This window comes from Sporosarcina sp. ANT_H38 (genome assembly GCF_008369195.1).
In the GTDB taxonomy this organism is placed as follows: Bacteria; Bacillota; Bacilli; order Bacillales_A; family Planococcaceae; genus Sporosarcina.
This window is the reverse complement of sequence record NZ_VOBC01000002.1, coordinates 639918-651828: the sequence shown is the minus strand read 5'-3', so window position 1 is coordinate 651828 and position 11911 is coordinate 639918. Positions and strand designations below refer to the sequence as shown.

Here is an 11911-nt window from a genome sequence, read left to right as displayed (position 1 = left end):
AGGTTTTTTAAGGAAACTATGAGATGGAAGATGAAGCAAACAATAAGAGCAAGGATGCTAGGCGTTTATGATTTTTTTTGGCGACGAGCGCAATTTGGTTCGGAACTCAAATGGTGAAGTTAAGTAGTGGAATCCTTGCCGAGGAATATCCTGATAGTTGGGTTATGCCTGGGGTTCTCGCAATTGTCATGTTTGGACTGGGTAATGTTATTGCGGCGTTTTAGTTTTAAAAAAGGCATAACAGTTCGTGGTATGCATCTGACATTACGGAAGCAGTTTTCTTTTTTAATTTAATTTTTCAACGCATTATTATAGAGGAAACATATATAGTAATTGGTCCGTTTTAGCATTGAGCATTATTCAATTATGTCTACTTTGATACGTGTTTTTTTGTTGTAAAAAAGGACTCTAATTGTGACCAGAAAATATAATTAGAAGTTTTTCACGAACGGGTGCTTTATTTAATAAGCGTTTCTATTCGTATTCAGCTAAAGGGTGTAATAGTTCAAAAATTATTACCATGGTATTTGTGTTATTTTTTACATATACTGTATAATTAAAAGTGGGAATATTTAGCGTTTATTTTTACTAAAGAGTCATTTTGGGAGGGGAAAGTTTGTTATATTTACCTTTACTTATTGGTATCACTTTAATTGTAATTACAACTAAGCTTACTCAGGCTTTTAATTTATCAAGCATTTGGGGAGTGCTTGCTCAAATTTGTGCGTCACTTGTAATAATAATTGGCAGTAAACTCGAAGTTAGTCATATTCCTCTAGGTAATCATATCGAATTAGGATATTTGACGATTCCATTTACTTTATTACTTCTAGTAGGTTTTACAAATGTAATGAATGTGGAAAAAGTACAGAACCCTTCAATATTGCTATTACCCTGCGTTTCTTTAGTTTTTCTCTCTATATTAGCTTTCATCATTGGCAATCCATTTGTTTCACTCACAGGAATTTGTACCAGCTTAACGATTATGTTTATTCTGCTATACGGCTATTTTTCAGGTAAAGTATTTGTAGGAAGAACGCTTACTACGTCAATAGGTTATATAATAGCAGTGCTTTCATTATCCCTTTTTAAATCATCTATTTTAATCATCTATATTCCGATATTTACTTTAGCACTACCATTCACTTTATATTATTTAACTCAAGATAAGATTACGAGTGTACAATCAATTACAGTTAGCACTTTAATGGCTATTTTCTTTGGTGCATTAATGTTTATCCTTACTCCAAATATATTAGGATATCTCGTTGTCGGGTTAATGATTATTTTGGTTTTCACGCAATTTTCGCGTAAATATCGCTTTATTTAGCTTGTTCAACAAGCGGCTGCCTTTACAGGGTAGAATTGCTTATTAAATACTTCCCTGAACTGGCGTTATGTTAACCTGGTGTGTATAGAATATGCAGAGAATGAATAGTATTTTTAAATTGAATATGGAATTTACTTGGAGGGATTAGTTTGACAGTAGAAAAAAGTCTAAGGGTTTGCGGAAAGGGACATAAGTTTTACAAAAGTAGTGAATGTCTAAGTTGTCCTATCTGTGATAAAGAGAACAAGCCTGAAAGTGGATTCCTTTCGAAACTAAGTTCACCTGCAAGAAATGCATTAGTTCACGAAGGGGTTAACACTTTGCAAGAACTATCTAGATTCACTGAAAAAGAAATATTAAAAATTCACGGTATTGGACCAGCTTCCTTACCGACTATGAGAACCTCATTAGAAGAAGAAGGGTTATCATTTAAAGAATAAAAAATTGTGAGGTACATTACTTAACTAACTGGTGTTTTAGTTGAAGAAGGAAGAAGATCTTACTTATAAAAACTAAAACGCTGAATTGTTTTCAGTGTTTTTTTTGTAGAATAAATCTCGTCTTTGCCATCTCTATTTCCCTTCAATTTGAGCAATGAATTAGCAACGGTTTTAACACGATATTTTCAACTTACAATAATTATTGTAAGTTGAAAATATCGTGTTGTGTAATGCAAAATAACAGTACATAGTATCGCAATATGATGATGCAGAGAATTGAAAAGAAAAATACATACCGATTTGAGCAAGATTTCACATGGAGAGGCGTGCATGATAGGCTGCATTAGCAGAGTAGAGTCCTTGTGGTGACTGGCTTCTTAGCTCGTGCATCTTGCCTGTAGAGGCTCCGTTTCAAATCAACTTAGAGTCCGCATTATACTTTGCAAAACTATGTACAAATCCTTTGCAATTCTCTGTACTTCGTTTTTGCAAAATACACGTGTGTTAATTTTATTGTCGAACTAAGTGTGATTTGTTTGTAGTGGTTGATGGTTAGGCGTTTTAAAGACTGCTAATCCATATACGAATTAGCGGTCTATTTCATAATGTGTTTTGTACTAATCAACTGAACGGGTTATAAAACGATGCTTTTTTTATCGTTGAAAAAAGTGTGATTGTTAAAGTTATTTTCCTTTTTTTCTAATAATAGATCCATGTTATTGTATATCCAATCCTCTTTTACTATTTCTTTATTCTACTATCTCAAAGCTTTCCAACATATGGTGGAACCTTGCGCCGTGGCCTTCGGCAGCCTCCAAGAAATAGTTTTCTGTAATGATGTAGCTACCGTCTTTACCGTTGCTGATAACATAGGCATGAACAACTTTAGCATCCCAATCGCTGCCGTTCAATCCGTGCAATAAATAGCCTTCGACTGGTTCTGTTACGGTTTTGACTGCTTCTAGTTCCGGGAAGTCTCTCTTTAACTCCGCTTCAATTTTTTTAACAAGATCTTCTGGTATCTGATCAGCTACTTGTCTAACTTCCATTGTCACTTTCGGGTACTTTTCTGGAAGGGGTTCAATTGTTGTAATGACGTCTGCTTTTTCGCCGTTGATCATTTTATAGCGTGTTTCATCGACATAAATGATGTATTCGGAATTTGCACCTTCATTCAAATTTACGCTTGTTGCCTCGTCCGTTCCTTCAATGCTTTGAATAACTTCCTTTGTAGGGACAAACAAATCTTTAATGCCTTTCATAAATGCCATTCCTGTATCCGTTTGTAAACTGAATGCGATGAGCAGGGCGGCGGCAGTTGTAATGATAATGGGAACTACGCGATTTTTCTTTTTCATGTTCTTCACATCCCCTTTGTTAACGCTCTCTTCGCTGAATAATTCTTTTTCTACACCGTTCCATATTTCATCTTTTAGACCAATCGTTTCTTGTTCAGTGCGTTTATCAAGAATCTCTTTTGCTAGTTTGTCGAAGTTACTCATTGTGGTCCCTCCTCCTTCTCTGTCGGGTCTAACTGTTCTTTTAGTCGTTTTCTACCTTTAAACAGTCTCGACTTTACTGTATTGTGATTTAGCCCTAGAATGTCCGCAATTTCTTTTTCGGTAAAGCCCATGACATATTTTAAAATGATTGGAACCCGGTGCGTGTCATCAAGCGATTGAATCGTATTGTATAAATCGGAAAGATGATCGAAAGATTCTTCGGCAATGGATGGGGCATTTTCCAAGTCGGTATGTTTAAATTTTGAAAGTGGGGACTCTTTCTTTATGTACCGAAGACATTCATTCATCAAGATTCTGTAAAACCACGGATCAAAGGGCAATTCAGGGTTGTAGCTACCGATTTGCCGGTATACTCGAATGAACGTTTCCTGTACTGCATCTTTGGCCATTTCACGGTTACGAGTTATAGCTGAAGCTGTTCGAATTGCATAGTCTGCATATGCTTCGTAAAATTCGCGAAACGAGTCTTTGTCACCGGTCTGTATATTTCGTATCAATTTTGCTATCTCCATTCGGGTTTCACTCCTTCCAAAAACAACGGAATTTTGTTGCTCTTACTATACTTACCCTTAGAAACACTAAAAAGTTTTCAGGCATATAAATTGAGCAAATGAATCCGTGTATATACAGAGCGTGGGCGCCTTACCAAGGGTAGCCGTAGGAGTGATAGGACAGCGGGAGGACCCCTGAAGCGCCGCAATGGATTGAAAGGAATTCTATATTTCGACATATACGAATCAATTTAATACTTACTAATTTTTTTGTGAAAAGACGAAAGATATAATTCATCTATTTATTCATTGTCTGTCAATATTTCAGACTACTCTCGTTGAGTGTAGCGGAAAGCGTCCATCTGAAGTGGAAATCAACATTGTTCGTTTTTCCCAGTTTAATAACCCTATTATGAAATTAATTCATATAGGAACATTTCATGAAAAAACTCCCCACAATAAGTAGAAGGGAGTTTACACTTTCATTCAATTTTTCTTTAGAGGGATTTCCACAATGGCTATAGTCTCTAGTTCGTTTAGTGAATCAATTGATAATTTCCCGTTATATCTATTCACAACTTCCTTCACAATAAATAAACCTTGCCCTCTTATCTTTCCTTGTTCTGCTTTTTTTGTTGAATATCCTTGTTCAAAAATATGTTCATTCTCAATAATTTCAGGGCCCGTATTCGTAATCTTAAATACATACTGCGTAACATCCTTTTTACAGCTAATTGCTATTTCACGTTCAGCTTCAGGTAATGCAATTGTTGCATCAATTGCATTATCAATTAAATTCGAAAGTATTATGATTAAATCTGTTGTTTTTATTTTGTCGAATTCATCATGAGAAACCGTGAAATTCATATCAATATGATAATTTTGTGCAGTCAGTTTCTTTGTTTGCAATAGGATTGAAAGACCAGGATGATCTATATTTAACTTTAGAGATTCTATCGCCAGAACTTCTTTAGACAAAGATGATACGTATTGCTGAGCCTGCTTAGATTCCCCTAGTTGAAGCAGCCCATGTAAAACCTGAATATGATTGGTGAAATCATGTCTTAAAGAAGATATGGAAGTGATTAACGTTTTAAGTTCAGCTTGGTATGTATCTTCTGTATACCCGACTGCCTTTGCCACTTCTTTTTGATACCATCTTTGCAATAAAAAGAAGGATCCGATTACGACCAAAATAAAGGCACCATTAAAGATGAAGAGAAGGATATTATTTTTCAGTACTGTCCCTTTTATATCATTAAGTGTATCAACACTAATATCGATACCTAAGTATCCCATGACCTTTCCTGCTTCATCCTTTATCGGCACTCCAACAGAAAGATAAGAGCCAAAATCGGCATCCTCAATTATATTTGTAACATATGTATTGCCTTCAAAAGCTCTTTTGACCTGCTTTTCAGGTACTGTACAAACCGCACCAATGCTATAGCTATCATCTAATTCCTTGGGTAATCCGCCTATCATTATAGTCGATACTTTTGGATTATCGATTTTCAATGTATACACAAATAATGCACCCAGTTTTTCTCTTGCATCAACTAAGTAGTTTGTTAATTCCCAATAATATTCATTTTTTACTGGGTCATTCAAAAATTTCTGATACGTTTCTTTATTTAGCGCAGACGCAATGGATTCGGCAGCTGCAAGACTTTGATTCGCGATTGACTCTTCAACCGTCTTTTTCATCTTCACATATGAGGTAAAGACATTTAAACTTGTAAAAAACAATAACAAAACTGCAGATAATACTAAAATTAGTTTTATTTTATGATTTTTCATACAAAATTATACTTCCTCATCTTTTTCAATTGAAAAATGAATAATCACATAGATTATCCGAATGTCATATGAAATATTCTTGTGCCTATGAAATTAATAATTCTCGTTTGAACAATAGCATTATACTATCAGGCTTAATGATTAGCTAGTTATTTCCAATAAAAATCACGTCTATTGATTAACCAGAATTAACTAAAATTAACCAGTAAATAACTTGAACACCCCCCAGACCGCTACTTGTATAGTCGCGCTTTTGGGTCGATTTGGATTAACTGACTTCTATTACGATCACGGAGATGTCTGGAACTGTAGGTTTGTCCTTCATCCGTCGCGCTCCCAATGCAAAAGTACATAGAGTGCTGATGCTATCTCTATTGTTTTTTCTAATTTATCTTAAAGAAGTGTCACTTTCTATAGGGTATCACATGATTAGATGCATATTCTTTGCTAAAAGTAAGGAGGGAACACATTGTACAAAGTACTAGAGTGCCGAAAATGGAGTGAAATGACGAGGAGGCTGAAGCCGTGCCCGCGGAAAGAATCCACCCGAAGCGGAAATCAACATTGTTCATTTTCCAGTTTAATAACCCTATTATGAGATTAATTCATATGGGGAAATTTATAATCAAAGTCGAGTCGAACGGTAGATAAGAATGAAGAGTATGGTGTAAAATACATGTTAAAGAATGGTATGTGTAAAAAAGGGAGAGAACTTGATGAAAATTGTAGCGATTGTCGGGAGTTTACGAAAAGATTCTTTAAACATGCAATTAGTGAAAACGATTGAAAAGAGATACGGTCACCTTTTCGAAGTCGAAATTGCGGATATCGGAAATTTGCCGTTCTATAATGAGGATGAGGAAAATTCACCTTCAGAGATAGTACAGAACTACAAGAAAATGATTGCTGAAGCGGATGCTGTCATCATTAGCACACCTGAATTCAACTGGTCGATGTCGGGTGTTTTGAAAAATGCATTGGAGTGGCTATCCAGAGTGGACAAGCCGATAGTAGGAAAACCGGTGTTGCCGATGGGGGTTTCCCAAGGAGTGTTAGGAACGGTAAGAGCACAAATGCACTTACGACAGGTTTTACAGAGTATCCAAGCAACTACACTACCTCCTGCGGGAAATGAAATCTTCATTGGATCAGCTGGACAAAAGTTCCTAGACGGTGGACTGAGAGATGAGGGCACACTCAAGTTTTTAGATCAAGTCGTTGATAAGTTTATTACTTTCGTTAAAGAGCAAGAAATTAAATAAAGAAAGAAAACCGCCTTTTGATTTCTAATGGAGAAATCAGAAGGCGGTTTATATTTTATGGGATAAGAAAGTATAAGTTTTTCATCCTGGACTAGTGTCTAGCCCCAGCTCAAGGCGCTTGCGCTTTTCTTAATTAATAATTTTCACCATATGATGAAACGGTTCACCAATAATTGTCCATGGTGAGACGATTTCATAACCCAGCCTCTTGTAGAGGCGGATAGCCGATTCTTTTTCTGTTTCGACGTTTAAAGAAAGCTTTGCACTATTTTTTTGTTTCGCGACTTCTTCTGCATACTCAAACAATGTTGTACCTATTCCCTGACCTCGAAATGCAGGATCAATACAAACAGTATCGATGTAAAGTTCGTCAGCTAATGATTCAGCGTCTACTTCGGAGTTGGCGGTCCCTTTTTTAGCAAGCCACTCACTTAAGTTCTGGTCGAGTTCGAGGGCATCCGCACCAGCGTAGAGCACCATAATACCAGCTACTTTTTCATCCAGCTCCGCAATGTATGTATAGAGATGGGAGTGTCGGTTATCCTCACGCTTAAACAGGACGCATAGTTCCTGCTCCACCTTGTCCCATTCTTTTTCACCTGTCATTCTTTTAGCGATATCGCCGATTGCATCGATAATAAGTGGCGCGGCTTGTTCGGCATCAGCCGGTTGTGCTTGTCGAATTGTTATGTCCATTATTAAAAAAGCCTCCTTCTACATCCTCTATTATATCAAATAGTACTTGTTGTAAAGAAAACAGCCGTCCTGCAGGTGCAGTGGGCTGTTTAACCTACCTTCTATAATTCAATCTTCTTTGCTCAATGGTCGGCAAAATAATGCCGATTACGATAATGATTATACCAATTACTTGGAGAATTGTTAGCGCCTCGTTCAATAAAATAACGGACACAGTGACAGCAACTGGCAGTTCTGCAGCGCTTAAAATCGATGTCATCGCAGTCCCAACTTTAGGCACTGCAATTGAGAAGAGATATATCGGAATGACAATCCCGAACAATCCAAGAATCAAACCGTATACCCATAAACCGCCACCGAACAACGTACCGTTCCAAACGATTTCAGGCGTTTGGAAAAAGAAGATGGCAATGGCTGCGAAAAATGATGTGAACAATAAGCGTGTTTCCGTATCCATTCCTTCAACTTGTCGTGAATTAATCATAACGAATGATGCAAAGCTGACAGCTGAAGCCATCCCCCATGCCCAACCTTGCCAAGGAATTCCACTAAGATCTGCATCGATAATGCCGGCTGCAAGAATTGTACCGCCGAAAAGGAAGAGCAGTGAAATGACTTCAATCCGTTTTGGAAGGCGTCGTTTAGCGATACAGTCGAACAGCATTCCGACCCAAGTAAATTGGAATAACATAACAACCGCAAGAGAAGCGGGCATGTATTCAATGGCTTGACCGTATACCGTACCAGTCGTTGCGGTGAATAACCCCGCAAGAAGGAGCGTCACGCCACCTCCGAATTTTGGGACTTTACGACGGACTATGATGAAAATAAGTAGAGCTATGAAAAACCCGACGAAGTATTGGCTCGTTACCGCCTCGGCAGCTGTGTAACCATCCTGAATCGCCAGTTTAATAATTGTTGAAAGAATTCCGTAACAGCTCGCAGCAAAGACAATAAGTATTGGGTAAATCCAAAGTTTCATAAGATAAATCCTCCTGTTCCATCCAAACAGTATACCACGGTTAGGGAAAGAATTACTCAGAAGTCTGACGACTAGTTGAATTTAATTGTTGAGTGTAAGGATTCATTATTAAATAGAAACTATTTGTATATTTCAGTACTTTCCATGATAAACGTGTTCCATGATACGATAGGGAAAATGAAGTTGCGGGGAGTATATCAATGATTGACTCAAATAAAAAACATGTTTTAATTTACGGTGATGCATTCGTCGATTATATAGCGGAAGATCAGTCCAATTCGACGTTTACAACGTTTCTTGGAGGAGCAACAGTCAATGTGGCGGCAGGCATTTCCCGGCTTGGCGCTTCTTCCACTTTTATTACTGTTACGGGAGATGATGCAACTTCTGAATTTGTTCGAGAGGAGTTACGGGAAGAAGGCGTCGACTTATCGTTTGCGAAACATGAAAATGACAAGCGAGTGAGTGGTGTTTACGTACATTTGACGGAAGATAATGATCGTATTTTCCATACATATATCGATGAGACGCCAGATATTCAGGTGGAAACTACAGATTTATCCATGGAGGCGTTTCGAGATGCTTCCGCATTCCATATTTGTTCGGGCACGATGTTCCATTTAACAGCCCTACAAACGACATGGGAAGCAGTGCGTCTTACTAAGAAGTTTGGAGTGCCTTTGTCAGTGGACGCAAATATCCGTCCACTGAGGTGGGAAAGTGAAGCGCTTTGCCGTGAGACAATCATGTCATTTGTTGAAGAAGCGAATATATTGAAGCTGACAGAAGAAGAGCTTTTTTTCCTGACAGAGACAGATACGCTGGAAGATGGAATCGCCAAGCTGATGCCTTATCAGATTCCGGTAGTACTTGTTACCGCTGGTGAGCTAGGTACTTTTGCAGTCATCAATGGAATCATGACACATGTAGGCGTTGAACCCGTTGTGCCTGTCGATACGACGGGAGCAGGCGATGCATTTATTGCAGGTATTCTTCGTCAAATTCATTTAAAGGGGCAGCCTGAAACAAGAGATGAATGGATTGACTATATTTCCTTTGGCAATAAACTGGGTGCACTCTGCGCAACGAAACCAGGTGCATTGTCGGCAATGCCTAGACTTGAAGACATAGAAGAATGATGGAATCCTCCCTTTTTAATTGGGAGGTTTTTTTTTATCATTTCAATTAACTGATTAATGTTGTATATTTAGAATTATCATTGTTTTTATACTATTAAAGGAGATGAAATCAAATGAATAAGAGAATCAAACTGTTATTTTCAGTTTTAATGGTTTTCACGCTGGTAGTACTGACTGCATGCGGCAGTGGTACGAAGGACGCTGGTGACAAAGAAACAGGAGCAGATGGTGCTGTAAAAGCTAAAATAGGCGTCATTTCCTATTTAACTGGACCAGGAGCTGGTTATGGAGAAGCAATTACGAATGGTTTGAAGTTGGCCAATAAAGAACTTAAAGAAGCAGGAGAAGTTGATCTGGAATTAATGATTGAAGACTCAGCAGGTAAACAGGAAGAAGCATTATCTGCTGCACAGAAATTGATGAACTCGGATAATGTTGATGCAATTATTGGACCTACACTCAGTACTGAAATGTTTGTAGTTGGACCTGAAGCCGAATTAAATGGTGTTCCAATTATGGGGACTTCAAATACTGCCGAGGGGGTTCCTCAACTTGGTGAATATGTGTTCAGAAACTCAATACCTGAGACACTAGCGATTCCAGCATCCGTACAAAAAGCAATTGAAAAATATGATGTCAAAAAAGTAGCGATTTTATATGGTAATGACGATGTATTTACAAAAGCGGGTTACGACGTAATGAAAAAAGTTGCAGAAGACTTGAATCTAGAGATCGTTACTACAGAAACATTCCAGTTAGGTCAATCAGATTATAAAGCACAATTAACGAAAATAAAGAACTTAAATCCGGATTTGATTCTTGCATCTGCTTTGTATAATGAAGGTGCAGTGATTTTAGACCAAGCTAGAAAAATGGGTCTGGATGTTCCATTCGTCGGTGGGAATGGATTCAACTCACCGGAAGTCATTAAAATTGCCGGAGATGCATCCAATGGTTTAATCGTTGCGACTCCATGGTTTGCTCAAAAAGATGATGAAAAAGTAAAGAATTTTGTTAAAAACTATACAGAAGCTTATGGAGTTGAACCGGATCAGTTTGCTGCACAAGCTTATGACGGATTGTATCTAATGGCTGAAGCTGTTAAAAATGCAGGTGTTGCTGACCGTGATGAAATTCGTGATGCATTAGCTGCACTCAAAGATTTTAAAGGAGTATTGGGCACAATGTCATTTGATGAAGAAGGGGATATATTAATGGATCCTACCGTACTAATCATTGAAGGCAATGAATATATAGTATTTGAATAAATGATTGGCAATCAGGTTGAGATGTTTACAGCCTGATTGCATTCCTATTTGACTCTCGAAAATGACTAGGAATGGATAAGGAGGGTGCACATTGCTAATTGAACAATTAATAAATGGTCTTACATTGGGAAGTATCTATGTTGTTGTAGCCCTCGGTTATACGCTTGTGTTTGGCGTTCTTAACATCGTCAATATGGGCCATGGAGAAATTTTTATGTTTGGTGCATTTATGGGTGTTATTGTAACAAATAGTTTAGGTTTACCGCTTTACGTGGCCTTTTTGGTTGCCATTATTGTAACGGGGATATTAGGTTATTTCCTTGAGCGTTTTGCATTAAGGCCACTTAGAGGGAAAGAAGGCGTATCCCATCTTGCTCCACTTATCAGTACAATTGGGGTATCTATTTTTCTTGAAAATGCTGCTCATCACTTTTTTGGAGCTGGAAATCATCCATTCCGAACAAGTTTTTCGGAGTTGAACATTACGATTGGTACAACAACCGTCTATTATGTCCAAATTCTTATCTTCGTTATTGCAATTTTATTAATGTTTGGGCTCACCTTTTGGCTGTCGAAAACAAAGGCAGGCAAGGCTTTACGTGCAAGTGCAGAAAATTTAGCAGTTGCAAGCCTACTTGGTGTTAATACGAAAAGAGTGATTACACAAACAGTTATTATTGCATCTGCAATGGGTGGAATTGCGGGAATTCTAGTTGGAATCGCATTTAACTCTGTTAACCCACAAATGGGTTTATCATTTGGATTAAAAGGTTTAGCCATTATCATTCTTGGTGGTTTAGGAAACGTTCGTGGTGCGATGGCGGGCGGTCTAATATTGGGACTTTCTGAAACGTTTTTAGTGGCCTATGGAAATTCAGGTTATCGTGATGCCATCGCGTTTATAGCGATTATCGTTATTTTAATTGTTAGACCACAAGGACTTTTCGGTACGTCAACATCGAAATCAAAGGGGTGATTAT

11 protein-coding genes are annotated in these 11911 nt (G+C 37.8%); 6 read left to right on the top strand and 5 right to left on the bottom strand.

Annotated elements, in window-relative coordinates; all coding sequences use genetic code 11:
* The first annotated feature begins 616 nt into the window (after nucleotides 1–616).
* Together FQ087_RS15140 and FQ087_RS15135 are read left to right on the top strand one after the other, a co-directional pair.
* On the top strand, nucleotides 617–1330 hold the full coding sequence (locus FQ087_RS15140; RefSeq protein ID WP_149581407.1) for an MraY family glycosyltransferase: 714 nt from the start codon (nucleotides 617–619) through the stop codon (nucleotides 1328–1330).
* Between the two features lie 149 nt (nucleotides 1331–1479).
* Nucleotides 1480–1770, top strand: a complete 291-nt coding sequence (locus FQ087_RS15135; protein WP_149581406.1) for an RNA polymerase alpha subunit C-terminal domain-containing protein — start codon at nucleotides 1480–1482, stop codon at nucleotides 1768–1770.
* Between the two features lie 749 nt (nucleotides 1771–2519).
* Here FQ087_RS15135 and FQ087_RS15130 read toward each other — a convergent pair.
* From FQ087_RS15130 to FQ087_RS15120, 3 genes are all read right to left on the bottom strand, one after another.
* Nucleotides 2520–3272: a hypothetical protein gene (locus FQ087_RS15130; protein WP_149581405.1), complete on the bottom strand. Its 753-nt coding sequence runs from the start codon at nucleotides 3270–3272 to the stop codon at nucleotides 2520–2522.
* Nucleotides 3269–3805, bottom strand: coding sequence for an RNA polymerase sigma factor (locus tag FQ087_RS15125; protein ID WP_149581404.1), 537 nt, complete (start codon nucleotides 3803–3805; stop codon nucleotides 3269–3271). The genes FQ087_RS15130 and FQ087_RS15125 overlap by 4 nt, the downstream gene beginning before the upstream one ends.
* A 465-nt stretch (nucleotides 3806–4270) precedes the next feature.
* Entirely contained in the window at nucleotides 4271–5584 is a 1314-nt protein-coding gene (locus tag FQ087_RS15120) for a sensor histidine kinase (protein WP_149581403.1), read from the bottom strand.
* A 716-nt stretch (nucleotides 5585–6300) separates the two neighbouring features.
* Between FQ087_RS15120 and FQ087_RS15115 the strand changes: the two genes are divergently transcribed.
* Nucleotides 6301–6846 carry an NADPH-dependent FMN reductase gene (locus FQ087_RS15115; RefSeq protein ID WP_149581402.1) on the top strand — a complete coding sequence of 182 codons (546 nt, stop codon included), beginning with the start codon at nucleotides 6301–6303 and terminating at the stop codon, nucleotides 6844–6846.
* Between the two features lie 129 nt (nucleotides 6847–6975).
* Here the strand turns inward: FQ087_RS15115 and FQ087_RS15110 are convergent, their stop codons facing one another.
* Entirely contained in the window at nucleotides 6976–7542 is a 567-nt protein-coding gene (locus FQ087_RS15110) for a GNAT family N-acetyltransferase (RefSeq protein WP_149581401.1), read from the bottom strand.
* A gap of 94 nt (nucleotides 7543–7636) precedes the next feature.
* Nucleotides 7637–8524 carry an EamA family transporter gene (locus FQ087_RS15105; protein WP_149581400.1) on the bottom strand — a complete coding sequence of 296 codons (888 nt, stop codon included), beginning with the start codon at nucleotides 8522–8524 and terminating at the stop codon, nucleotides 7637–7639.
* Between the two features lie 200 nt (nucleotides 8525–8724).
* Here FQ087_RS15105 and FQ087_RS15100 point away from each other — a divergent pair, with 200 nt between their 5' ends.
* The 3 genes from FQ087_RS15100 (at nucleotide 8725) to FQ087_RS15090 (ending at nucleotide 11907) form a co-directional block, all read left to right on the top strand.
* Nucleotides 8725–9663, top strand: coding sequence for a carbohydrate kinase family protein (locus tag FQ087_RS15100; protein WP_188006774.1), 939 nt, complete (start codon nucleotides 8725–8727; stop codon nucleotides 9661–9663).
* A gap of 113 nt (nucleotides 9664–9776) precedes the next feature.
* Nucleotides 9777–10931 carry an ABC transporter substrate-binding protein gene (locus tag FQ087_RS15095; RefSeq protein WP_149581398.1) on the top strand — a complete coding sequence of 385 codons (1155 nt, stop codon included), beginning with the start codon at nucleotides 9777–9779 and terminating at the stop codon, nucleotides 10929–10931.
* A 91-nt stretch (nucleotides 10932–11022) separates the two neighbouring features.
* Entirely contained in the window at nucleotides 11023–11907 is an 885-nt protein-coding gene (locus FQ087_RS15090; protein WP_149581397.1) for a branched-chain amino acid ABC transporter permease, read from the top strand.
* The last annotated feature ends 4 nt before the right edge of the window (nucleotides 11908–11911 follow it).

Excerpts from the sequence above, each read along its gene's own strand:
- FQ087_RS15130 (WP_149581405.1), bottom strand. The coding sequence starts at position 3,272 with ATGAGTAACTTCGACAAACTAGCAAAAGAGATTCTTGATAAACGCACT.
- FQ087_RS15125 (WP_149581404.1), bottom strand. The coding sequence starts at position 3,805 with ATGGAGATAGCAAAATTGATACGAAATATACAGACCGGTGACAAAGAC.
- FQ087_RS15120 (WP_149581403.1), bottom strand. The coding sequence starts at position 5,584 with ATGAAAAATCATAAAATAAAACTAATTTTAGTATTATCTGCAGTTTTG.
- FQ087_RS15115 (WP_149581402.1), top strand. The coding sequence starts at position 6,301 with ATGAAAATTGTAGCGATTGTCGGGAGTTTACGAAAAGATTCTTTAAAC.
- FQ087_RS15110 (WP_149581401.1), bottom strand. The coding sequence starts at position 7,542 with ATGGACATAACAATTCGACAAGCACAACCGGCTGATGCCGAACAAGCC.
- FQ087_RS15105 (WP_149581400.1), bottom strand. The coding sequence starts at position 8,524 with ATGAAACTTTGGATTTACCCAATACTTATTGTCTTTGCTGCGAGCTGT.
- FQ087_RS15100 (WP_188006774.1), top strand. The coding sequence starts at position 8,725 with ATGATTGACTCAAATAAAAAACATGTTTTAATTTACGGTGATGCATTC.
- FQ087_RS15095 (WP_149581398.1), top strand. The coding sequence starts at position 9,777 with ATGAATAAGAGAATCAAACTGTTATTTTCAGTTTTAATGGTTTTCACG.